We start from the raw sequence: 23,103 nt of genomic DNA on the forward strand, positions 1-23,103 counted from the left end.
CCCCCCGCCCGTGCCGGGCGGCTCCCCCCGAGTATTTTTGAAGAAGAGAAACCAGGGGTGCGGCGCGCGGGTTTCCGCGGTGGCGCGGAAATGACAAAGGGCGCCACCGGGGCGCCCTTTTCCTTGCGTTTCAGGTGGCTTACTTCGCCGGCGCCAGCGCCGAGAGGCCCTTCAGGATGTCGATCGCATAGGCCAGCTGGTAGTCGGATTCGCGCAGCTCTGCCGATTTCTCGGCCTTGGCGCGGTCTTCCTCGATCTGGCGGATCTCGTCCGGGGTCAGGCTGTCGTTGTTCAGCCGGCCGCGCAGGTCGGCTTCCGAACGCGAACGCGAGACCGCACTCTTGGCTTCAGGCTCTTCCACCGGGTTCACCGGCTTCTTGGGCTGTTCCACCACGATGTCGGGCGAGACGCCCAGCGCCTGGATCGACCGGCCCGAGGGCGTGTAGTAGCGCGCCGTGGTCAGCCGCATCGCGCCGTCACCGCGCAGCTGCATCACCGTCTGGACCGAGCCCTTGCCGAAGGACTTGGTGCCCACCACGATGGCGCGGCGGTGGTCCTGCAGCGCGCCGGCGACGATCTCCGAGGCCGAGGCCGAACCGCCGTTGATCAGCACCACGATCGGCTTGCCGTCCGCCAGGTCGCCCGGCGTGGCGTTGAAGCGCTCGCCATCCTCGGGGTTGCGGCCGCGGGTCGAGACGATCTCGCCCGATTCCAGGAAGGCGTCCGAGACCTTGATCGCCTGGTTCAGCAGACCGCCGGGGTTGTTGCGCAGGTCGAGCACGATGCCGTCGACCTTCTCCATGCCGCCGGCCGCCTCGATCTGCTCCTTGAGGCCGGCTTCGAGGTTCGGCATGGTCTGCTCGTTGAAGGTGGTGACCCGCAGCACCACCGCCCGCCCCTCGGTGCGCGAGCGCACGGCGGTCAGCTTGATGGTGTCGCGGATGATCGAGACGTCGAAGGGCTCGTCCTCGCCCTTGCGCACCACGGTGATGACGATCTCGGAACCCACCGGCCCGCGCATCATCTCGACCGCCTTGTCCAGCGTCAGCCCCAGCACCGACTCGCCGTTCACATGGGTGATGAAGTCGCCCGCCTCGATCCCGGCCTCGTCCGCCGGGGTGCCGTCGATCGGCGAGACCACCTTCACGAAGCCCTCTTCCTGGGTGACCTCGATCCCCAGCCCGCCGAATTCGCCGCGGGTCTGCACCCGCATCGCCGCCGCGTCATCGGGCGAGAGATAGCTCGAATGAGGGTCGAGCGAGGTCAGCATCCCGTCGATCGCCGCCTCGATCAGCTTCGAGGCGTCCACCTCCTCGACATATTGCGCGCGGATCCGTTCGAAGATGTCGCCGAACAGGTCGAGCTGCTCGTAGACGTTGGCGTTCTTCGCCTTCTCCTGGGCCACCAGCGGACCGGCAATCTGAGTCGTGGCGAGTATACCCGCCAGCGATCCGCCCAGCGCGGCCATCACGAATTTTCTCATGCTCTGCTATCCATCCTTGTCGGTTTGGAACCACGTCTCCGGATCCACCGGGGCGCCACCCTGTCTGACCTCAATATAGAGCGTTTCTGGATGGTCAGTTCCAGTGCCATCACCGCTTAGTGACAAAATCGCCCCGTTTTCGGGCGTCTGCCCGCCCATCAGACCCACCGGGGAACCGGCGGGAATGACCTCGCCCGCCTCGCCGAATACCTCGGCAAGGCCGGACAGCACGAACAGGGTGTCGCGCTGCGGTTCGAGAATCACCACGTTGCCCAGGTCCAGCAGCGGCCCCCGGTAACGGATCGTCGCCGCCACCGGCGCCGTCACCAGCGCCCGCGGCCGGGTGGCGAGGATCATGCCCTCGCGCCGCACCCCGGCGGCATCGGCCTGGCGGGCGCGGTGCAGGATCACCCCCTGCACCGGCAGCGGTAGATGCCCCTTCTGCGCCGAGATATCGGCATCGCTCTCGGGGATCGGCGTATCGCTCATCTCGGCCAGCCCGTCGGCAAAGGCGTCCAGCGTCTCGGTCGAACCCAGCAGGATCGCCGTGCGCACCGGGTCCTCGATGAAGCGGCGCGGCAGGTCGGTGCGCTCGGCCACCGCCTGGCTCAGCCCGGCGCGCGCCTGCTGCACCCCGGCCAGCGCGGTCTTCAGCCCCTCGGCGGCATTGGCCTGCAGGATGCGCAGCGTCCGCAGCTCTTCGACATCGCGGCGCAGCTCGGCGGCCTGGGCGTTCAGCCCCGGCGTCACGTCGGCCAGCATCATCGCCGAGCGCGCGCTGCCCATCGGCCCCGAGGGATGCACCAGCAGCACCGGCGGGGCCGAGGTCTCGATCACCTGCAACACGCCGATCAGCCGGGAAATCTCCTGCTCGCGCGCGGCGAGCTTGCGGCTCAGCGTGGTCTCGCGGGTCGCCACGCGCCGCATCCCCTCGCGCATCGCCGCCAGCCCGGCCTCGTAGGCCTGAACCGTCTCGGTCAGCGCCCGCACCCGGTCGCGCGCGCTGGTCGCCGCGTCCAGCGAGGCCGCCGCGCGCTCCAGCTGCCGGGCCGCCGCGCTCGCTGCATGGGCCGGGTCGTCCTGCGCCGCCGCCGCGCCGGTGGCGAGCAGGGCAACCACGAGGGCGAGGGCGGCGCGGCGCATCATGCCAGCAGGTTCTCCCCGGTCATCTCGGGGGGCTTCGGCAGGCCCATCAGCGCCAGGATCGTCGGCGCCAGGTCGGCCAGCCGACCGCTTTTCAGCTTCGCCCCCGCCGGCCCGCCAACCAGCGCCACCGGCACCGGGTTTGTGGTATGGGCGGTATGCGGCCCGCCGGTCACCGGGTCCACCATGGTCTCGCAATTGCCGTGGTCGGCGGTGACGATCATCGCGCCCCCCGCCTTCTCCAGCGCGGCGACCACCCGTGCCAGACCCCTGTCCACCGCCTCGCAGGCCGCGATGGCCGCCGGCAGGCTGCCGGTATGGCCGACCATGTCGGGGTTTGCGTAATTGGTCACGATCAGGTCGTACCCCTTCTCGATGGCGGCGACGAACTGGTCGGTGACCTCCTCGGCCGACATCTCGGGCTGCAGGTCATAGGTCGCCACCTTGGGCGATTTCGGCATGAAGCGGTCCTCGCCCTCCCAGGGCGCTTCCTTGCCGCCGTTCAGGAAGAAGGTGACATGGGGGTATTTCTCGGTCTCGGCGAGGTGGAACTGGGTGAGCCCCTGTTTCGCCACCCATTCGCCCAGCGTGTTGACCACCGCGCGCTTGGGATAGGCCGCGGTCATGAAGGTATCGTGCTGGGCCGAGTAATCGACCATGCCCAGCAGCGCCGACCAAGCCGGGCGCGCGCCCACATCGAACTCGGCAAAACCCGGCTCGCCGATGGCGCGCAGGATCTCGCGCGCGCGGTCGGCGCGGAAGTTCAGGCAGAAGAAACCGTCGCCATTCTTTGCCCCTGTATAGGGCCCGATGACCGTCGGCAGGATGAATTCGTCGCTCACGTCCTGGGCATAGGCCGCCTCGACCGCCGCCGCCGGCGTATCGGCCGCCTCGCCCTTGGCGCCGATCATCGCGGCATAGGCCTTGCCGACCCGCTCCCAGCGATTGTCGCGGTCCATCGCGTAGTAACGCCCCGAGACGGTGGCGATGCGCGCACCCTCGGGCAGGCCCGCCTCCAGCGTCTCGAGATAGCCCAGCGCCGATTTCGGCGCCACGTCGCGCCCGTCGGTGATCGCGTGGATCGCCACCGGCACGCCCTTGCCCGTGATCGCCTTCGCTGCCGCCAGCATGTGCGTCAGGTGCCCGTGCACCCCGCCGTCCGAGACCACGCCCATCAGATGCGCGGTGCCGCCCGCGGCTTTTACGGTCTCTACAAAGGCGTTCAGAGCCTCGTTCGCGAAGAACGATCCATCCTCGATGGCGAGGTCGATCTGGCCCAGGTCCATCGCCACCACCCGGCCCGCGCCGATATTGGTATGGCCGACTTCCGAATTGCCCATCTGCCCGCTGGGCAAGCCGACATCGGGGCCATGGGTGATGAGCGTCGCATGCGGCCCCTGCATGATCGCGTCGAAGGTGGGCGTCTTCGCCAGGTGCGGCGCGTTGGCCGAGGTCTCCTCGGACAGGCCCCAGCCGTCGAGAATGCATAGAACAACAGGTTTCGGGGCGCTCATGGTCCGGGTCTCCGCCTTCTGGGGTCGCGTTGTCTGCGCGCGCCCTCCGCTCGGGCGCGTTCTAGACCTTTGCCCGATGCGATGAAACCCCCGCCGTTGCCGCAGGTCCGGCGCGCCGCGCGGCGTCCCTCCGGGGGCGGCGTCAGGGGCGCATTTCAGCGTCCCGGAAACTCACTCGTAAAATATCAAGCGATTCCAGTGTGTTGCTGACCGTCCTAGCTGGGACACCTGAAACAGCCCCTGAATCAGGCGAAACAGCCCTGGCAGAACCACCCCGCCGACAGGGCCCCGCCATGGGCATAGAACAACCACAGCCGCGCCCCCTCGGCGGTGACCACCACCCAGTAATCCCGCGACCCGCTCCGCCACTCCGGGTCCTCCAGCCACCACTCCGGGGCGATCCGCTCCGGCCCCCGCGCCGACCCCAGGTGCCAGGTCCGCCCCCGCCAGCGGAACCGCTCCGGCAGCTGCGGCCGGTCGGGCGCCATCACCACCTCGGGCCGCCACATCAGCAGCGGCCGCGGCGTCGGCGGCGCCGGCCAGTCCTTCGCCGGCTCCGACCAGGCCGCCGCCAGCGTCACCGCCGTCTTCTCGGGGATATGGCTCGCCCCCGGATGCCGCCGGGTGATCGCCTCCAGCCCGATCCGCGCGCCCAGCCGGCCGATGAGGTCGTCGAGCGCCGACTGCCCGGCCAGCCGGTCCCGCACCGCCTGCCCGGCTTCCAGGTGCCCCACCGCCCGCCGCTCGTGCAGCGGCTCGGTCGCCACCGCCTCGAGCCGCAGCATGTCGATCCCGAAGCCCGCGTCGATCTCTCCCGTCTTCATCTCCAGCAGCGGCCGGATCCGGTCGGCGTCATGCCCCGGCCGGGCCAGCCCGATGGTCACGCATTCCGCCTGCTGGTCGGTCCGATGCGCCTCGAGCCGCAGGCTCCGCACCCCCCGCCCCTTCTCCTTCAGCAGCGCGCAGAGCCGGGGCAGCATCCGGTCGACCGCCGCCATCACGTCCGCCTGCAGCCCGATCGGCTCGGGCAGGGTCAGCCGCACCGCGAAGTGATCCGCCAGCCGCGCCGGCGAGACCGGCTCGGGCGCGCTGCCGGTGGCCTGGTCGAGCCGCAGCACCAGCCCGGTCCCGAAGCGCCGCGCCAGCGCCGCGCGCGGCTGGCCCAGCAGGTCGCCGATCCGCCGCAGCCCCAGCCGCGACAGCTGCGCCACCGTCTCGGGATCGAGCCGCAGCGCCGCCACCGGCAGCGGGGCGAGCGCGCCATAGGCCTGCCCCGGCGGCGCGATCCGCGACACGCCTCCGGGCGCGGCCCCCACCTGCGGCGCCGCCCCGCCCCTGGTCCAGTGCCGCCGCTTGCCCGCCCGCGCCCGCGTCGCCCGCGCCTCCTGGTCGATGGCGTCGCCGCTGCGCGCCGCCCCGCCCGACTGCCCGGCAAACCGCGCCAGCGCCCAGGCCGTGCCCAGGGTGTCGGCGATGCCGCTGCGTACGGTCAGCCCCATGTCGGCGCAATCCTCCTCGATCTGCGCCACCAGCCGCTCTTCGCCGCCGAAGAGATGCGCGCAGCCGGTGAGGTCGACCACCAGCGAGTCGGGCGCTTCCTCGGCCACCCAGGGGCTGAACCGCCCCGCCCAGCGCCGCAGCGCCGCCAGAAAGGCCCGCTCGGCCGGCAGGTTGCGCGCACGGGTCATCAGCCCCGCACACATCGCATGGGCATCGCGCAGCGGCTGGCCCGGCCGCAGGCCGGCCCCGAAGGCGACCCCGTTCAGCGAGGTCACCACCTGCATGTTCCCCTGCTCGGCCACCACCGCCAGCGGCACCGGCTCGGCCAGGCGTTCGGCGCGGATCACCCGCTCTGCCCCGAGGCAGGGAAACCATAGGGAAAGGATACGGCGGCGGGACATGATTCCGGAGTTATGTTCGCTGTTTGTTCCAGAATATACCCGACTCGGGGCACGAGTCGAGACTCGGCCACACGGCGCGAAAACAGGCTCTAACAAGGCAAAAGCAAACCGGCGGCACCCATCGGGGCACCGCCGGTCCAGGAAAATCCGAAAGCAGCGATCAGGCCGCGTGGGCGCCGTCTGCGAGCGAGCGCACGAACTCGAGGATCTCGGGCACCGGCTTGCCCGCCTCGATCTGGGCAACGATGGCCGAGCCAACGACGGTGCCATCGGCCACACCCGCAACCGCACGGGCGGTCTCGGGGGTGCGGACGCCGAAACCGACGATCACCGGCAGGTCGCTCACCGCCTTGATGCGCGCGACTTCCGGGCCGACAACCGCCGCCTGCGCCTCGGCCGCGCCGGTGATGCCGGTGATCGAAACGTAATAGACAAAGCCCGAGGTGTTCTGCATCACCCGCGGCAGCCGGTTGTCATCGGTCGTCGGCGTCGCCAGGCGGATGAAGTTCAGCCCGGCCTTCTGCGCAGGAATGCAGAGCTCGTCGTCCTCTTCGGGCGGCAGGTCGACCACGATCAGCCCGTCGATGCCGGCTTCCTTGGCCTGCTCGAGGAAGGTGTCCACCCCGCGCGAATAGATCGGGTTGTAATAGCCCATCATCACGATCGGCGTCTTCTGGTCGGTCACGCGGAAGGCGCGGGCCAGGCCCAGGGTCTTGTCCAGCGTCATCCCACCGTCGAGCGCGCGCTGACCGGCGAGCTGGATGGTCGGGCCATCGGCCATCGGGTCGGTGAAGGGCAGGCCCAGCTCGATGATGTCGACCCCGGCGGCGGGCAGGCCCTTGACCAGTTCGAGCGAGGTATCAAAGTCGGGATCCCCGGCCATGACATAGGCCACGAAGGCCTTGCGCTTCTGCGCCTTGAGTTCGTTGAAGCGGGCGTCGATGCGGCTCATGTCGGGGCGTCCTCCGGCTGTTCGGACTGCCATGCCAAATGTGACCCCGGAAATCAATGCGCGTCGTGTGGATAAGCGCTGCGCGCCGGTCAGCCCCAGCGCACATCGCCCAGAAAGATGTATCCGGCGCCGTAGATCGTCTTGATGAGGCGCGGGTTCTTCGGATCCTCGCGCAGCTTGGTGCGCAGCCGCGAGATGCGCACGTCCATCGCCCGGTCAAAGCTCTCGCCCGCCGCGCCGCCAAGGCTCTCCTGCATCTGCTGGCGGCTGATGAGCCGCTTGGGGCTTTCCAGGAACAGCCGCAGCACCTCGCCCTCGGCATGGCTGAAGGGCGTTTCCGCGCCGCTGTCGTCCTCGAGCGCGTAGCGGTCGAAATGCGCGGTCCAGCCATTGAAATGGGCGGTGTTGCCGGCGGGCTGGGCCGGGCGGGAGGAGCGGATGCGGGCGCGAATGCGGGCCACCACCTCGGCCGGCTCGAAGGGCTTGGTGATATAATCGTCGGCGCCCAGCTCCAGCCCGGTCACGCGGTCCTGCACCTGGGCGCGGCCCGAGATGATGATGACCGCCGCGCCGCGTTCCAGCGCCAGCCGGTGTACCAGCGCCAGCCCATCGGTGTCGGGCAGCGAGAGGTCGACAAGGCAGACATCCGGCGCGACGCGGTTCAACGCCGCCTCGAACTCGCGGGCGCGGGCGAAGGACTGGGTGCGGAAGCCCGCCTCCTCCAGCACCTCGGTCAGCATCTGGCGGATCTCGGCCTCGTCGTCGAGGATGGTGACAAGCGGTGCGGTCATTCGGCGGCCTTCGGACGTAGAAGCGCGGCGAGCTTGTCGGCCGCGAAGGGTTTTCTGAGCACCGGCACCCGCGCAGCGGCGGCGCGGTGCAGCGGGTCGGTTTCGGGCAGCGAGGTCATCAGCACGCAGGGCAGCCCGGTGCCCTGCACCCGGTCGAGCAGGTCGAGCCCGGTGCCGCTGCCGGCAAGCTGGATATCGGAGAGCACCAGCGCGATGTCGGGAATGTCGGCGGCCAGCGCGACCGCCTCGTCGGCCGAGGTCGCCTCGATCACCGAGAAGCCCAGCGCCACCAGCATGTCGCGGAACAGCGGGCGCAGGTCCTCGCTGTCCTCGACCAGCAGCGCCAGGCCGCCGCTGCCGGCCGGTGCGGCGCGATAGGGCAGGCGCAGGGTCACGCTGGCGCCGCTTCCGGTATTGGCCAGGCGCATGTCGCCGCCGGCGAGCTTGGTCATGTCATAGGCCATCGTGAGGCCCAGGCCAGAACCCTCGCCGCCCTTGGTGGTGAAGAAAGGCTCGGTCGCCCGATTCAGCGCGTCCTGGGAAAAGCCGGGGCCGGTGTCGGTCACGGTGAGGTCGAGCCAGGTCTGCCCGACGGCATGAGCGCTGACGGTGATCTGGCCGGTGGTGCCGCAGGCGTCACGGGCGTTCAGGATCAAGTTCAGCAGCGCGTCCTGCAGAATGCCGGGGTCGAGCATCAGGGCGGCGTCGGGCGTGGTGTCGATGATCGACAGACCCACCCCGCGCGGCAGGCTGGGCGTGGCGAGCAGGACCAGGTCGGCCAGCAGCGCGTGCACGTCGGTGCGTTGCGGGCGCAGGGTGCGGTTGCCGGTCATGTCGGCGATCCGGTTCAGCAGGCGTCCCCCGCGCCGCGCGGTGGTGCGCGTGGCCTCGACCAGTTCGGCGGCCTCGGATCCGAGGTCCATCTTGGCGAGCTTCGACTGCATCCCGAGGATGATGGTCAACAGGTTCGAGAAGTCATGCGCCAGCCCGCTGGTCAGCTGCGCCGCCATGGCGCGGCGGCGGGTCTGTTGCAGGGCAGATCGGGCCTGGGTCTCTTCGGTCACGTCCATCGACAGGATGTAGACCCCGCCCGACTGGTCCGGTGTCAGCGCCACCCGGATCCGGCGCGAGTCGGTGTTCTCTGTGAACTCGAAGGTGGCGCCCACGCCCTTGTAGGCTTCGTCCAGATAGGGCGCGATACGGCCGAAGTTGACCGGCCCCAGCACCTCGTCGATCGGCCGCCCGACGATGTCCGAAGGCGCGCCGGGGATCACCGAGGACAGGCGCCGGTTGGAATAGAGATAGCGCCCGCCGGAATCGACGTGCGAGATATGCGCCGGCATCATCTCGGCGGTCATCCGCGCGCGCGCCTCCAGCTCGGTCAGATGGCGCTTGGCCTCTTCCAGCGCGGTGTTCGTCGCGGCCAGCTCGCGGTTGGTGGCCGAGAGTTCCTCGGTATGGGCCAGCAGCTGGTCGGACAGTTCTTCCGAGCGGGCACGCAGCAATCCCTCCACCCGCTTGGCTCGGGTGATGTCGGTATAGACGGTGATCCAGCCACCCTGCGGCAGCGGCGAGCCCTCGACCGAGATGGTGCGCCCGTTCGAGCGGGTGCGCTCCATGTAATGCGGCTCGAAATCGAGTGCCTGGTCGATCCGGATGCGCACGAAGCTTTCGACATCGTCGACCGGGCCGTATTCGCCGGTCACCGCCAGGTGGCGGATCGTATCCTCGAAATGCGCACCCGGGGTCACCAGCGAGTCGGGCAGGTTGAACATGGTCCGGAACCGCTGGTTGCAGATCACCAGGCGCAGGTCGCGGTCATAGATCGACAGGGCCTGAGCGATCAGGTTCAACCCCGCGGTCATCATCCCCTGCTTCTGCCGTTCGCTGATCGCCAAACCGCCCTCTCCTCCTGCCGGCGGGCGATCATACGGCCGCTTGCGGGAGATTGTCGATGATCCGCGCGCCGCTGCGGCCTCGGTAACAATTCGTTAGGTTTGCGCAAAGCTGAAGAAAAAGTTGACCCCGATGGTGCGGTCGGGTTCGCTTGGAATCCAGAATCGCGCTCAGCGGTCGGAAGGACGGGCAGGAGAGGCCCGTAGGGGAGGAGACAATCTTGGCTCAGACGCAAACTGGCGTCGGAGGACTTCGGTCCGTTCCGGCACTTCTTCGTCGCAATGCTTCCGAGTTCGGTACCGCTCCGGCCTACCGGGAAAAGGAATTCGGGATCTGGCAGAGCTGGACCTGGGCCGAGACGGCCGACGAGATCGAGGCGCTGGCGCTGGGCCTGTTGAACCTCGGCGTGAAGGAAGGCGATTTCATCGCCATCATCGGGCGCAACCGTCCCTATCTCTACTGGACCATGACCGCCGCGCAGATGGTCGGCGCGGTGCCGGTGCCGATGTACCAGGACGCCGTGGCCGAGGAGATGGCCTATGTGCTGGAACATTGCGGCGCGCGCTTTGCCGTGGTCAGCGACCAGGAACAGGTCGACAAGGTCATCGAGGTGCAGGACCGCCTGCACCAGTTCGAGCACCTGATCTACCTCGACCCGCGCGGCCTGCGGAAATACGACCATTCGCACCTGCACCAGTACAGCCACGTGCAGAACCAGGGCCGCGCCGCGCGCGACGAATGGATCACCGAACTGCGCGCCCGCGAAGCCAAGCTCGACTATGACAGCCGTGCCGTGATGCTCTACACCTCTGGCACCACCGGCAAACCCAAGGGCGTGGTGCTGTCAAACCGCAACGTGATCGAAAGCGCCAAGTCCTCCTGCGCCTTCGACAACCTGACGCGCTCCGACGACGTGCTGGCCTACCTGCCGATGGCCTGGGTCGGCGACTTCATCTTCTCGATCGGGCAGGCCTACTGGACCGGTTTCTGCGTCAACTGCCCGGAAAACCCCGAGACGATGATGCAGGACCTGCGCGAGATCGGGCCGACCTATTTCTTCGCCCCGCCCCGCGTGTTCGAGACGCTGCTGACCACCGTGATGATCCGCATGGAGGACGCCGGGCGCTTCAAGAAGCGGATGTTCGACAAATACATGGCCGTGGCGCGCCGGGTCGGTCCGGCGATCCTGGACGGCAAGCCGGTCAGCTTCGGCGACCGGCTGAGCTATGCCATCGGCAACCTGCTGGTCTACGGTCCGCTGAAGAACACCATGGGCTTTTCCCGCGTCCGCGTCGGCTATACCGCCGGCGAGGCGATCGGCCCCGAGATCTTCGAATTCTACCGCTCGCTCGGCATCAACCTAAAGCAGCTCTACGGCCAGACCGAGGCGACGGTCTTCATCACCGCCCAGCCCGACGGCGAGGTGCGCTCGGACACCGTGGGCGTCCCGAGCCCCGGCGTCGAGCTGAAGATCGCCGAGAATGGCGAGGTCTTCTACCGCTCTCCCGGCGTTTTCGTCGAATACTACAAGAACCCCGAGAGCACCGCCTCGACCAAGGATGCCGAGGGCTGGGTGGCCACCGGCGACGCCGGCTTCATCGAGGAAGGCAGCGGCCACCTGCGCATCATCGACCGCGCCAAGGACGTGGGCAAGATGGCCGACGGCAGCCTGTTTGCGCCGAAATACGTCGAGAACAAGCTGAAGTTCTATCCCAACATCCTCGAGGCCGTGGTCTTCGGCAATGGCCGCGACCGCTGCGCCGCCTTCATCAACATCGACCTGGCGGCGGTGTCGAGCTGGGCCGAGCGCAACAACATCGCCTATGCCAGCTACCAGGAACTGGCCGGGCACCCGAAGGTGCTGGAGATGGTCCAGAGCCATGTCGAGGAGGTCAACCGCTCGGTGGCCGAGGATTCGATGCTGGCAGGCTGCCAGGTGCACCGCTTCGTGGTGCTGCACAAGGAACTCGACGCCGACGACGGCGAACTGACCCGCACCCGCAAGGTGCGCCGCCGGATCATCGAGGAGAAATACGCCGACATCATCGCGGCGCTCTACGATGGCTCGAAGACGGTCAGCACGCGCACCGAGGTCACCTACGAGGATGGCCGCAAGGGCTATATCAGCGCGACGCTGGACGTCCGCGATGCGAAGGTGGTGCCGGTGGCCAGCAGGATGGCAGCGGAATGAGGGCGACGGGCGTGCCCCTCACCCTGACCCTCTCCCCCGAGGGGAGAGGGAAATGGCGCCACCCGGACGGGGCGGCGCGGGTGGCAAACGTCGGAGCCTCCGGCGGGATTATTTTCAAAGAGAAGAAGCAGCGGGGGGTGGCATGACGGACCAGGCAGAGGGATACACCACCGCCGATGGCCGCAAGATCGGCGGCGTGGTGATGGAGATGAAGAACATCACGCTGCGTTTCGGCGGCGTGGTGGCGATCCACAACATCAGCTTCGACATCCGCGAGGGCGAAATCCGCGCGATCATTGGCCCGAACGGCGCCGGCAAGTCCTCGATGCTGAACGTGATCTCGGGCTTTTACACCCCGTCCGAGGGCGAGGTCTGGTACAAGGGCGCGAAACGCCCGCCGATGAAGCCCTACGAGGTGGCCCGGCAGGGCGTCGCGCGCACCTTCCAGAACATCGCCCTCTTCGAGGGCATGTCGGTGCTCGACAACGTGATGACCGGCCGGCTGACCCACATGAAGGCGGGCATCCTTCCGCAGATGATCTGGAAGGGCCGCGCCGAGGCCGAGGAGACCGAGAACCGCATCATCGCGGAACGGGTGATCGACTTCCTCGAGATCCAGCACATCCGCAAGACCCCGGTGGCGCGCCTGCCCTACGGTCTCAAGAAGCGGGTCGAACTGGCGCGCGCCCTGGCGGCCGAGCCGACGATCCTGCTGCTCGACGAGCCGATGGCCGGCATGAACGTCGAGGAGAAGGAGGACATGTGCCGCTTCATCCTCGACGTGAACGACGAGTTCGGCACCACCATCGCCCTGATCGAACATGACATGGGCGTGGTCATGGACCTCTCCGACCGGGTCGTCGTGATGGATTACGGCAAGAAGATCGGCGACGGCTCGCCCGACGAGGTGCGCAACAACCAGGACGTGATCGACGCCTATCTCGGCGTCCAGCACTAGAGGACAGGCAATGCTCCACGATATTTTCATCGCCCCTTTCCAGGACATGTTCTCGGCACCCGACTTCCTGTTGCAGGTGCTCTGGGAAGGCCTGGTCTCGGGGATCCTCTACGCGCTGATCGCGCTGGGTTTCGTGTTGATCTTCCGCTCGTCGCGGATCTTCAACTTCGCCCAGGGCATCATGGTGGTCTTCGCGGCACTGACGCTGGTGGGCCTGCACGCGATGGGCGTGCCTGCCTGGATCTGCGTGCTGCTGACGCTGGGCGTTATGTTCGTGCTGGCGATGGCGATCGAGCGGGTCGTGCTGCGCCCGCTGGTCGGGCAGCCGGACATCATCCTGTTCATGGCCACCATCGGCATCACCCTGTTCCTGATCGGTTTCGGCGAGATCATCTTCGGCGGTGAGAACAAGGTGATGATCACCGAGGAGCTGGGCATTCCGACCGGCTCCTGGACGCTGGAGCCCTTCGGCGGGCTGCTGATCCTCGAGCAGAAGGACGTGACCGCCGTGGTTGTCGCCGCGCTGCTGGTGATCGGGCTGCTGGTCTTCCTAAGCCGGACCCAGATGGGCCGGGCAATCCGCGCGCTGGGCGACGACAGCCAGGCCGCGCTCTCGGTCGGCATCTCGCTGCACACGATCTGGGTGCTGGTCTGGTTCATCGCCGGGATCATCGCGCTGGTCACCGGCATCGCCTGGGGCGCGCGCGCCGGTGTCTCCTTCGCGCTCGAGGTCATCGCCTACAAGGCTCTGCCGGTGCTGATGCTGGGCGGGCTCGAAAGCATCGCCGGCGCGATCATCGGCGGTCTGATGATCGGGCTGCTGGAGAAGCTGTTCGAGATCTACTGGGGCCAGCCGCTGATGGGCGGCAATACCGAGACCTGGTTCGCCTTCGTGCTGGCGCTGCTGGTGCTGCTGTTCCGCCCGCAGGGGCTGTTCGGAGAAAAGATCATCGAGCGGGTCTGAGGCAGCGCGGGGCGCGCTGCCGGAACCGGGGCTGACAGGGCTCCGACAGGAAATCGCGGCGGGGAAGGGCCCGCCAACGGGAAGGAAGAGACCAGATGCTGTATCGCACGGCCGGCCAATACAAGACCTCCTACGCCAGCGACCAGGCGGTGTTCCCGGTGCGCCAGGACGCCATCCTGCTGGGAATCATCCTGCTGCTGGCCTGGGTGATCTTTCCGCTGACGGCCTCCGAGTTCACCTTCCAGACGCTGCTGATCCCGATCCTGATCTATTCGCTGGCGGCGCTGGGACTTAACGTGCTGACCGGCTATGCCGGGCAGCTCTCGCTCGGGACCGCCGCCTTCATGGGCGTGGGCGCCTATGCCTGCTACAAGATGGTCACGCTGATGCCCTGGCTCAATCCGCTGGTGGCGATCCTGCTGTCGGGCGCCTTCAGCGCCGGCATCGGCGTCGCCTTCGGCATCCCCAGCCTGCGCATCAAGGGCTTTTACCTGGCCATCGCGACGCTGGCGGCGCAGTTCTTTCTGGTCTGGCTCTTCGAGAAGTGGGGCTGGCTCTACAACTACAATTCGAGCGGCGCGATCCAGGTGCCCAACCTGACCATGTTCGGTGTCTATGTCGCCGGGCCGCAGGCCTCGACCATCGTGCAATACTACGTGGTGCTGGTGGTGGTCTCGCTGCTCACCTGGGTGACGATCAACTTGACGCGCGGAACCCTGGGCCGGACCTGGAAGGCCACCCGCGACATGGATTTCGCGGCCGAGCTGATCGGCATCAACCTGATGCGCTCCAAGCTGACAGCCTTCGCGATCTCGTCCTATATCGTCGGCGTGGCGGGCGCGCTCTTCGTCTTCATGTGGCGCGGTGCGGCCGAGCCGAACCTCTTCGACATTCCGCTCAGCTTCCGCATCCTGTTCATCGCCATCATCGGCGGGCTCGGCTCGATCATGGGCAACTACCTCGGTGCGATCCTGATCGTCGGCCTGCCGGTGATGCTGAACACGGTGCCCGAGGCGCTGGGCATCCACATCGACTCGGCCACCGTCGAACATCTCAACATCATGATCGTCGGCTCGCTGATCATCTTCTTTCTGATCATCGAACCGCACGGCCTCGCCCGGCTCTGGGCGCTGATCCGCGAGAAACTCGTCATCTGGCCGTTCCCGCACTGAGCGGGGTCGGTCGGCAGAAGGCAAGCAGACTACCAACGGGAGGAACCCTTATGAAGCACTTTACCAAAATGGCACTCGCCGCGACGGTCGCGGCAGGGCTCTGCACCAGCGCGGCGGCGGATATTTACGCGCCGAACCTCAGCTATCGCACCGGCCCCTTCGCCGCGACCGGCATTCCGCTGATGAATGGTCAGAAAGACTATTTCACCATGATCAACGAGCGCGATGGCGGCATCGGCGGCGTGAAGATCGAATTCGACGAATGCGAAACCGGCTATTCCACCGAGAAGGGCGTGGAATGCTACGAGAAGACCAAGGGCCGCGCGGTCGTGACCCAGCCCTGGTCGACCGGCATCACCCTGCAGGTCCTTCCCAAGACCAACGTCGACATGATCCCGATCCTTGCGCCGGGCTACGGCTTCTCGCCGATGGCCGACGGCAAGGTCTTCCAGTGGGCCTTCAACGCGCCTGGCTCGTACTGGGATGCGGCCTCGATGATCCTGAAGTTCATCAGCCAGGACAATCTCGACAACCTGAAGGGCAAGAAGATCGCCTTCCTGCACCTGGACCACCCCTTCGGGAAAGAGCCCCTGCCCTTCCTGGAAGCCAAGGCCGCGCAGCACGGGTTCGAGCTGCTGCCGATTCCGGTTGGCCTGAAGGAGATGCAGAACCAGTCGGCGCAGTGGCTGCAAATCCGCCGCGAGCGTCCGGACTATGTAATCATGTGGGGCTGGGGCGCGATGAACGCCGGCGCCATCACCGAAGCGGTCAAGACCAAGTTCCCGATGGAGAACTTCATCGGTACCTGGTGGTCGGGTCATGACGCCGACCTGAAGATCGTCGGCGAGGACGGCAAGGGCTACAAGTCGATCAGCTTCTCGCGTCCGATGCTCGACGCGGCGATCCAGGCCGATATCAAGAAATACGTGGTCGATGCCGGCAAGAGCCAGTCGAACCCCGAGGAAATGTCGGGGGTCTTCTACAACCGCGGTCTGGTCATCTCGATGATCCTGGCCGAGGGGATCAAGGCGGCGCAGGACCACTTCAAGGTTGGCGAGATCAACGCCGAACAGCTGCGCTGGGGCCTTGAGAACCTGAACGTGACCGAAGAGCGCCTGGCCGAGCTGGGCATGACCGGCATGGTCGCGCCCTTCAAGACCAGCTGCTCCGACCACACCGGCCACTCGGGTGGCTGGGTGCTGGAATGGGACGGCAAGGCCTTCGTCGAAGCGTCGGACCACCTCACCCCCGACTCGGCTTCGATCCAGCCGCTCGAGGTAGAGAAGGCCGCTGAATACGCCGCGGCCAATGCGCCCTGGCCGATCAACGAAGAGTGCAAGTAAGCACTGCCCCCTCCCCCGGCGGACCCACCGCCGGGGGATCCTCAGCACCATCGGGAAGAACCGCCATGCTCGACTCCACCGCCTCGACCACGCAGGACACCCTTCTCGAGGTCAACAACATCGAGGTGATCTACAACCACGTGATCCTCGTCCTGAAAGGCGTCAGCCTGAAGGTTCCCAAGGGCGGGATCACTGCCCTGCTCGGCGGCAATGGCGCCGGCAAGACGACGACGCTCAAGGCGATCTCGGGGCTGCTGGCCTCCGAGCGCGGCGAGGTCACCAAGGGTTCGATCCGCTACCGCGACGAAAGCATCCAGCACGCCGACCCCGCCGCCATCGTGCGCAAGGGGGTGATCCAGGTGATGGAAGGCCGGCACTGCTTTGGCCACCTGACGGTCGAAGAGAACCTTCTGACCGGCTTCTATACCCGCAAGGCCAGCAAATCCGACATGATGGCAGACCTCGAGAAGGTCTACGAGTATTTCCCGCGCCTGAGAGAGCGCCGCCGCAGCCAGGCCGGCTATACCTCGGGCGGCGAGCAGCAGATGTGCGCGATCGGCCGCGCGATGATGGCCAAGCCCGAGACGATCCTGCTCGACGAACCCTCGATGGGTCTCGCCCCGCAGCTGGTCGAAGAGATCTTCGGCATCGTGAAGGATCTGAACGAGAAGGAAGGCGTCTCCTTCCTGCTGGCCGAACAGAACACCAACGTGGCCCTGCGCTTTGCGCATTACGGCTATATCCTGGAATCCGGCCGCGTGGTCATGGACGGCCCCGCCGCCGACCTGCGCGAGAATCCGGACGTCAAGGAATTCTACCTCGGCATGTCCGACGAGGGGCGCAAGTCGTTCCGCGACGTGCGCTCCTACCGGCGCCGCAAGCGCTGGCTGAGCTAGGAGGTCGCGCCTTGCAGCCTTGCCGCATGCATCTCGGCGATCCGTGCCAGCGCGTCCTCGCGCGTGTTGCGGATGTTCGGATCGAAGCCCTGGCTTTCGGCGCGCAGCCGGATGTCGGTCTCGGTCTCGGACCCCGCCGCGAAGCGCACCGTGCCCAACGAGGCGGCGGTGTTCAGCCTCTTGCCGCGATGGGCATATTGCACCCAGGCCGCCGGCAGGATCTCGCATCCGTTGAGGTTGACGAGGAAATACCAGCGCTTCTCGGTCTCGCGGATGCGGTTCTCGATGTAGTCGTAGAACTCGTTGACGTCGCGGCTGTTGTTGAAGGTGAAATGCGAGAAGTCGACCTCCATCACGCGCCGCGCCTCGTCGAAGGTCAGCCGGCGGACATAGTCGTGGAAGGCGTGCGAGCGTTCGTGGGCCACCTTGGGGCGGCGCGTGTTGGGCATGGCCGAGATCCGTTCGATCGCCTCTTCGCGGGTGGCGAAGAGGTTGGGATCGAAGGCATCGGTATTCGCGGCGCGCAGGATCTGTTCGCGAGTGACGTCCGAACCGTCATAGCGCACCGAACCCATGGAATGGGCATGGTTCAGCGCCCGGCCACGGCGCGAATAGGCGAGCCAGGCGCTCGGATCGATGCGCATGTCGCGCAGATTGACGAGGAAGAACCACTGCTCTTCGCCGGTATCGGCGATGCGTTCCTCGATGCGGTCGTAGAAGGCGTTGACTTTGGCCGAGGTATCGAAGTCGAACTCCGAGAAGTCGACCTCCATGATGGCATGGCTGTCGTCGAAACGGACCCGGCGGTCATGTTCGGTATGCGGCATGAAGGTTCCTCCCCTGTCACGTGGCACCGCCAGTTAGCACCGGCGCATTCGCGTCGGCCTTGTTCCAGATCAAATCCCGCGCAGATGCGCCGGACCGCAGCAGGATGGAGGGGAAGATGACCCGCTATTTCGACGCGCTCGAAACCCGTAGTGCAGACGAGAGGGCCGCGGCGCTCGCCCGCGACCTGCCCGCCCAGATCGCCCGCGCCAAGGCATTGCCGGGCTACGCCGAGTCACTGAAGGACGTCGATCCGGCGACGATCACCTCGGCCGAGGCGCTGGCCGCCCTGCCGGTGCTGCGCAAGTCCGAGTTGAGCAAGGCCCAGGCCGCCAATCCGCCCTTCGGCGGCTATGCCGCGCTGCCCACCTCCGGCTATGCGCATATCTTCCAGTCGCCGGGGCCGATCTATGAACCGGGCGGCGCGGCACGGGACTGGTGGCGCTTCGGCCGTGTCCTCCACGCCGCCGGCATCGGGCCGGGCGACATCGTGCAGAACTGCTTCGGCTACCACCTGACCCCGGCGGGGATGCTGTTCGAGAACGGCGCCCGCGCGGTGGGCGCGGCGGTGCTGCCCGCCGGCACCGGTCAGACCGAGCTGCAGGTGATCGCCGCCCGCGACGTCGGCACCACGGCCTATGCCGGCACGCCCGACTTCCTGAAAGTGATCCTCGACAAGGCCGAGGAGATGGGCATCAGCCTCGGCATCACCAAGGCGACCGTGGGCGGCGGCGCACTGTTCCCCTCGCTGCGCCAGCACTACCGCGACCGCGGCATCCTCTGCCTGCAATCCTATGCCACCGCCGATATCGGCAATATCGCCTACGAAAGCCCGGCGATGGAGGGGATGATCCTGGACGAACACGTCGTGGTCGAGATCGTCACCCCCGGCACCGGCACCCCGGTTGCGCCCGGCGATGTCGGCGAGGTGGTGGTGACCACGCTCAACCCCGACTACCCGCTGATCCGCTTCGCCACCGGCGACATGAGCGCGGTGTTGGAGGGGCAGTCGCCCTGCGGCCGCACCAACCGGCGCATCAAGGGCTGGATGGGCCGGGCCGACCAGACCACCAAGGTCAAGGGCATGTTCATCCGCCCCGAGCAGGTAGCCGCGCTGGTGGCGCGCCACTCCGAGATCGTCAAGGCGCGGGTGATCGCCCGGCGCGAGGGCGAGATGGACACGTTGACCGTGCAGGTCGAGGCCCCCGGCAACGACGGCGCCGCCTATGCCAATACCGTGGCCGAGGTGCTCAAGCTCAAGGGCGCAGTCGAGGTGGTCGCCCCCGGATCCCTGCCCCGCGACGGGTTGGTGATCGAGGACCAGCGCCGCTACGACTGAGGCGCCAGCACCTCTGCAGAGACGGCAGCAGGGCCCGACGGGCCCTGTTTTCGTTCACGGCTCAGGCGAATTCGATGAAGGCCCAGGCCATGGCGACATAGGTCAGCTGGTGCAGCGCCTGGTCAAACCCGTTGGCGCGCCAGTAGCCGGCCTCGTAGGGTCCAAAGCCCTTCTTCTCGCTGTAACGCGCCTTGGCCCAGTCGATGTTGAAATGGACAACCCATTCAATGACGACCAGCACCAGGATGAAAAGCATAGGCGCGCCGACCAGCAGCAGGGCGATGATCGAACCGAGGACATGCACCCCGGCATGTTCCGCGCGCCCCAGGTGCCAGTAGTTGCTGCGGCCTTCCAACATGCGCGGAGTCTGCAGGAAGTAATCGGCAAACATGTGCTTGATCTGCAAAAGGCAGATCAGGATCAGGACAGTGCTCACGTGTCCGGCCAATGCGGCCTCCGGCATGGTTGCTTCAGGTCAGCTTAGGGCCTTAAACCGCGCCCTGCAATCCACAGGCTCGACACCGGCATGTTTTAGCATTTGCGCACAACGGGGAGGGCTTGCTAGCATGTATCGCAATGCGGCGACGGCGGTCGCGCGCGGCGGGCGAGACATCGGGGCGGAGCCATAGAACCGACGCTATTCCGATTCATCTGGAAATATTCCAAGCGCGACCAGCTGATCCTGCTGGCCGTGACCGCGACGCTCTTTCCGCTGCTCTACCTGACGCTCGAACTGCCCAAGCGGATCATCAACGACGCCATCGGCGCCAAGTCCTCGATCATCGACGTCTATGGATACGAGGTCAGCCAGGTCACCTTCCTGGCCATTCTCTGCGCTGCCTTCCTGCTCTCGGTGCTGGCGCATGGCCTGGTGAAGATGCGCATCAACACGATGAAGGGCATCCTTTCGGAGCGGATGCTGCGGCGCTTTCGCTACCAGCTGATCGCACGGATCCTTCGATTTCCCCAGCCCTACTTCGAACGGGTGAGCCAGGGCGAGCTGGTCTCGATGATCACCGCCGAGAGCGAGCCGATGGGCGGGCTTATGGGCGATGCGATCAGCCAGCCGGTGCTGCAGGCCGGGCAGATGGCGACGATCCTGGGCTTCCTCTTCTTCCAGAGCTTCTGGTTCGGCCTCGCCGCCTGCGCGATGATCCCGCTGCAGGCCTGGCTGATCCCGCGGCTGCAACGCCAGATCAACCAGCTCAACAAGAAGCGCATCCAGCAGGTGCGCGTGCTGGCCGCCAATATCGGCGAAAGCGCGGCGGGCGTTTCGGCGCTGCGGGCCAACGGCGGCTGGCGCTGGCGCCTGGCCGAGATCTCGTCACTTCTGGGACGCAACTACGAGATCCGCTTCGAGATCTACCAGAAGAAGTTCTTCATGAAGTTCATCAACAACTTCATCGGCCAGCTGACGCCCTTCTTCTTCTTCTCGATCGGGGGCTACCTGGTACTGCAGGGCGCCGTCTCGCTGGGCGCTCTGGTGGCGGCGCTGGCGGCCTACAAGGACCTGTCGAGCCCCTGGAAGGAACTGCTCGACTACTACAACCAGACCCAGGACATGAGCCTGCGCTGGGAGGTCGTCACCGAACGGTTTGCGCCCGACGGCCTGCTGGACGACGCGCTTTTCACCAGTCAGCCCGACCCGATCCCCAACCTGCGCGGCGACATCGTGCTCGACCGGGTTACCCTGCGCGACGAGGACGGCAACCCCGTGCTCGAGGATTTGAACGCCACCCTGCCTGGCGGCGGCACCATCGGCATCATCGCCCCCAGCAACGAGGACCGCCGCGCCTTCGGCGAGTTGCTGACCCGCGAAGTGGTGCCCTCGGCCGGGGCGGTGCGCATCGGTGAAACAGACCTCCGGACGCTGCATCACGCGGTGGTCGCGGCCCGGGTCGGCCTGGCCTCGTCCCGGCCGCTGTTGTTCCAGGGCAGCTTCGGCGACAACGTCATGATGCCGATCCGCAGCCATCCGATGGGCCCGTCCGAAGACGAAGACCGTTTTGCCGAGACCCTGCGCGCGGGCAACAGCAGCGACGCTTTCGACGCTGACTGGCTCGACCCGTCGACGGGCGGCTACACCAGCAGCGCCGAGATGCGCGACTGGTGGCTGCACCTGATCGAGGGGATGGGGCCGGGCAATGCCCTGTTCCGCCGCGGGCTCGACCAGACTTTCGACGAAGAAGGCCATCCTGACCTCGCCCGGCGCCTGGTGCAGCAGCGCGTGAACGTGCGTATCGCGGTCGAGGAGGCCGGCCTTGGCAAACACGTCCATTTCTTCGACGTGCGCCACTACAACCCGGCGCTGCCGGTGATCGAGAACCTGCTGTTCGCCACCGCCCGCCGACCGATCACCGCCGAGCTTCTGGCCGGCCAGACCGCCTTCCTCAAGCAGTTGCGCAAGCTCGACCTTCAGGAAACGCTGGTCACGCTGAACCGCGAAGTGATCGACATGCTGCGCCAGATCTTCGGCATGGACGGCACCGAACACCCGCTGTTCCGCAACCTCGGCCTCGATACCGGCAGCTATGAGGCCGCCGTCGCGCTGGTCGAAAAGACCCGCAACTCGGCAGCCGAGGCGCTCAGCGACGAGGACCTCGCGACCCTGCTGACCGTGCCACTCCGCGTCTCGGCCGAACAGATCGGCCCGGCCTTCCCGGACAGCATCAAGACGCGCGTGCTGGAGCTGCGGAAGAGCCATTCGGGGATGCTGGTCAGCACCTTCGGCGATCTCTTCGCCCCGCTCGATCCGCGCAGCTTCGCGCCCGGCCTGACCGTGCTCGAAAACGCGCTCTTCGGCATCATCTCCAAGGATGCCGGCGGCCGCGCCGAAGAGATCCAGCGCCAGGTCGCGCCGGTCCTGATCGACGGCGGCGCGCAGGAAGGCGTGGTGCAGCTGATCTATGACCTGCCCGTCGCCCTGGGCGGCGCGAACGTGCCCGCCCTCGTCGCCGAGCCGCTGGCGCTGTCGCGCGCCGCGATCAAGCGGCCCGATGTGCTGATCCTCGACCAGGTGCTGGCCTCCTACTCGCCCGAGACCCGCGCCTCGGTGGCCAGGACGCTGCGCGACCTGCTGCCCGACACCACCATCGTGCACCTTGCGGAATCCTTCGATGACGACCGGGCCTTCGACGTGGTATTCGAATTGCAGCAGGGACGGATCCAGAGCGACGACATGAGCCGCACATCCGGAGACGATACCGCCGCCACGGCGGACCTGGCGCGCAAGATGCGGGCGCTGGAACAGACAGAGATGTTCTCGACTCTGAACCGCAAGCAGCTCCGCCTGCTCGCCTTCGGCGCCCGTTGGTACGACGCCAAGAAGGGCGAGGTGGTCTTCCTCAAGAACGACCCGCCGACCGATGGCGCCTTCCTGATCCTCGAGGGCGAGGCCGGCCTCTACCTGCCGCGCGACGGCGAGGACGACCTGCTGATCGCCACCGCCGGGCCCGGCAAGCTGGTGGGCGAACTGGGCCTGATCCGCAACGAACCCCGCGCCCTGTCGATGGTCGCCGACACAGACCTGCGCTGCCTGCGGATCGGCGCGGCCGAGTTCCTCGCCGTGGTCGAGAACGACGCGGCGATGGCCTTCAAGCTGCTCCAGGTCGTGGCGAAATACGTGTCGAACTAGCACTGCTTCGCCACATTGCTCCGGGCGGGATGGTGCTTGTGGCCGTCCTTGAGCGATTCCCCAAGCTCCTTGAAAAAATCTTTCCCCCTGCACCAAGGATT

At 67.0% G+C, this 23,103-nt stretch carries 17 protein-coding genes; 8 read left to right on the forward strand and 9 right to left on the reverse strand.

The features are described 5' to 3' along the window. Nucleotides 1–139: 139 nt before the first annotated feature. From IE266_RS01125 to IE266_RS01155, 7 genes are all read right to left on the reverse strand, one after another. Nucleotides 140–1,483 carry a S41 family peptidase gene (locus IE266_RS01125; RefSeq protein ID WP_189678188.1) on the reverse strand — a complete coding sequence of 448 codons (1,344 nt, stop codon included), beginning with the start codon at nt 1,481–1,483 and terminating at the stop codon, nt 140–142. 6 nt (nt 1,484–1,489) lie between these two features. Further along, complete coding sequence (locus IE266_RS01130; RefSeq protein WP_189678189.1) at nt 1,490–2,629, reverse strand: murein hydrolase activator EnvC family protein; 1,140 nt, start codon at nt 2,627–2,629, stop codon at nt 1,490–1,492. Further along, nucleotides 2,626–4,140 (reverse strand): 2,3-bisphosphoglycerate-independent phosphoglycerate mutase, encoded by a 1,515-nt coding sequence (gene gpmI / locus IE266_RS01135; RefSeq protein WP_189678190.1) that lies wholly within the window; start codon nt 4,138–4,140, stop codon nt 2,626–2,628. Before gpmI ends, IE266_RS01130 begins: the two co-directional genes overlap by 4 nt. A 245-nt stretch (nt 4,141–4,385) precedes the next feature. Further along, nucleotides 4,386–6,041, reverse strand: a complete 1,656-nt coding sequence (locus tag IE266_RS01140) for a Y-family DNA polymerase (RefSeq protein ID WP_189678191.1) — start codon at nt 6,039–6,041, stop codon at nt 4,386–4,388. A 160-nt stretch (nt 6,042–6,201) separates the two neighbouring features. After that, nucleotides 6,202–6,993, reverse strand: coding sequence for a tryptophan synthase subunit alpha (gene trpA / locus IE266_RS01145; RefSeq protein WP_189678192.1), 792 nt, complete (start codon nt 6,991–6,993; stop codon nt 6,202–6,204). Nucleotides 6,994–7,082: 89 nt separating this feature from the next. Beyond that, nucleotides 7,083–7,784: a response regulator transcription factor gene (locus IE266_RS01150; protein ID WP_189678193.1), complete on the reverse strand. Its 702-nt coding sequence runs from the start codon at nt 7,782–7,784 to the stop codon at nt 7,083–7,085. Then, a complete protein-coding gene (locus tag IE266_RS01155; RefSeq protein WP_373310489.1) occupies nt 7,781–9,652 on the reverse strand; it encodes a PAS-domain containing protein in 1,872 nt (623 codons plus the stop codon). Before IE266_RS01155 ends, IE266_RS01150 begins: the two co-directional genes overlap by 4 nt. A 248-nt stretch (nt 9,653–9,900) precedes the next feature. Here IE266_RS01155 and IE266_RS01160 point away from each other — a divergent pair, with 248 nt between their 5' ends. From IE266_RS01160 to IE266_RS01185, 6 genes are all read left to right on the forward strand, one after another. After that, nucleotides 9,901–11,871: an AMP-binding protein gene (locus IE266_RS01160; protein WP_189678195.1), complete on the forward strand. Its 1,971-nt coding sequence runs from the start codon at nt 9,901–9,903 to the stop codon at nt 11,869–11,871. Between the two features lie 142 nt (nt 11,872–12,013). Continuing rightward, a complete protein-coding gene (locus tag IE266_RS01165) occupies nt 12,014–12,829 on the forward strand; it encodes an ABC transporter ATP-binding protein (RefSeq protein WP_189678196.1) in 816 nt (271 codons plus the stop codon). A 10-nt stretch (nt 12,830–12,839) separates the two neighbouring features. Continuing rightward, on the forward strand, nt 12,840–13,793 hold the full coding sequence (locus IE266_RS01170; protein WP_189678197.1) for a branched-chain amino acid ABC transporter permease: 954 nt from the start codon (nt 12,840–12,842) through the stop codon (nt 13,791–13,793). A 95-nt stretch (nt 13,794–13,888) separates the two neighbouring features. Then, a complete protein-coding gene (locus tag IE266_RS01175) occupies nt 13,889–14,965 on the forward strand; it encodes a branched-chain amino acid ABC transporter permease (RefSeq protein WP_189678198.1) in 1,077 nt (358 codons plus the stop codon). Nucleotides 14,966–15,015: 50 nt separating this feature from the next. Next, on the forward strand, nt 15,016–16,308 hold the full coding sequence (locus IE266_RS01180) for an ABC transporter substrate-binding protein (protein WP_189678199.1): 1,293 nt from the start codon (nt 15,016–15,018) through the stop codon (nt 16,306–16,308). Between the two features lie 65 nt (nt 16,309–16,373). Next, nucleotides 16,374–17,204, forward strand: coding sequence for an ABC transporter ATP-binding protein (locus tag IE266_RS01185; RefSeq protein WP_189678200.1), 831 nt, complete (start codon nt 16,374–16,376; stop codon nt 17,202–17,204). Here IE266_RS01185 and IE266_RS01190 read toward each other — a convergent pair. Further along, entirely contained in the window at nt 17,201–18,031 is an 831-nt protein-coding gene (locus IE266_RS01190; RefSeq protein WP_189678201.1) for a hypothetical protein, read from the reverse strand. The genes IE266_RS01185 and IE266_RS01190 overlap by 4 nt on opposite strands. Before the next feature lie 116 nt (nt 18,032–18,147). Here IE266_RS01190 and IE266_RS01195 point away from each other — a divergent pair, with 116 nt between their 5' ends. Beyond that, nucleotides 18,148–19,368: a phenylacetate--CoA ligase family protein gene (locus tag IE266_RS01195; protein WP_189678202.1), complete on the forward strand. Its 1,221-nt coding sequence runs from the start codon at nt 18,148–18,150 to the stop codon at nt 19,366–19,368. Between the two features lie 61 nt (nt 19,369–19,429). Here IE266_RS01195 and IE266_RS01200 read toward each other — a convergent pair whose 3' ends face one another. Then, a complete protein-coding gene (locus IE266_RS01200; protein ID WP_229863854.1) occupies nt 19,430–19,816 on the reverse strand; it encodes a DUF3307 domain-containing protein in 387 nt (128 codons plus the stop codon). A gap of 228 nt (nt 19,817–20,044) precedes the next feature. Between IE266_RS01200 and IE266_RS01205 the strand changes: the two genes are divergently transcribed. Then, on the forward strand, nt 20,045–23,002 hold the full coding sequence (locus IE266_RS01205; protein ID WP_189678748.1) for an ABC transporter transmembrane domain-containing protein: 2,958 nt from the start codon (nt 20,045–20,047) through the stop codon (nt 23,000–23,002). Nucleotides 23,003–23,103: the final 101 nt, after the last annotated feature.

Origin of the sequence: Seohaeicola zhoushanensis (genome assembly GCF_014656415.1) — a bacterium.
GTDB classification, from domain to species: Bacteria; Pseudomonadota; Alphaproteobacteria; order Rhodobacterales; family Rhodobacteraceae; genus Seohaeicola_A; species Seohaeicola_A zhoushanensis.

Excerpts from the sequence above, each read along its gene's own strand:
- gpmI (WP_189678190.1), bottom strand. The coding sequence starts at position 4,140 with ATGAGCGCCCCGAAACCTGTTGTTCTATGCATTCTCGACGGCTGGGGC.
- trpA (WP_189678192.1), bottom strand. The coding sequence starts at position 6,993 with ATGAGCCGCATCGACGCCCGCTTCAACGAACTCAAGGCGCAGAAGCGC.
- IE266_RS01140 (WP_189678191.1), bottom strand. The coding sequence starts at position 6,041 with ATGTCCCGCCGCCGTATCCTTTCCCTATGGTTTCCCTGCCTCGGGGCA.
- IE266_RS01150 (WP_189678193.1), bottom strand. The coding sequence starts at position 7,784 with ATGACCGCACCGCTTGTCACCATCCTCGACGACGAGGCCGAGATCCGC.
- IE266_RS01195 (WP_189678202.1), top strand. The coding sequence starts at position 18,148 with ATGACCCGCTATTTCGACGCGCTCGAAACCCGTAGTGCAGACGAGAGG.
- IE266_RS01175 (WP_189678198.1), top strand. The coding sequence starts at position 13,889 with ATGCTGTATCGCACGGCCGGCCAATACAAGACCTCCTACGCCAGCGAC.
- IE266_RS01180 (WP_189678199.1), top strand. The coding sequence starts at position 15,016 with ATGAAGCACTTTACCAAAATGGCACTCGCCGCGACGGTCGCGGCAGGG.
- IE266_RS01130 (WP_189678189.1), bottom strand. The coding sequence starts at position 2,629 with ATGATGCGCCGCGCCGCCCTCGCCCTCGTGGTTGCCCTGCTCGCCACC.
- IE266_RS01190 (WP_189678201.1), bottom strand. The coding sequence starts at position 18,031 with ATGCCGCATACCGAACATGACCGCCGGGTCCGTTTCGACGACAGCCAT.
- IE266_RS01185 (WP_189678200.1), top strand. The coding sequence starts at position 16,374 with ATGCTCGACTCCACCGCCTCGACCACGCAGGACACCCTTCTCGAGGTC.
- IE266_RS01170 (WP_189678197.1), top strand. The coding sequence starts at position 12,840 with ATGCTCCACGATATTTTCATCGCCCCTTTCCAGGACATGTTCTCGGCA.
- IE266_RS01165 (WP_189678196.1), top strand. The coding sequence starts at position 12,014 with ATGACGGACCAGGCAGAGGGATACACCACCGCCGATGGCCGCAAGATC.
- IE266_RS01125 (WP_189678188.1), bottom strand. The coding sequence starts at position 1,483 with ATGAGAAAATTCGTGATGGCCGCGCTGGGCGGATCGCTGGCGGGTATA.
- IE266_RS01155 (WP_373310489.1), bottom strand. The coding sequence starts at position 9,652 with ATGATGACCGCGGGGTTGAACCTGATCGCTCAGGCCCTGTCGATCTAT.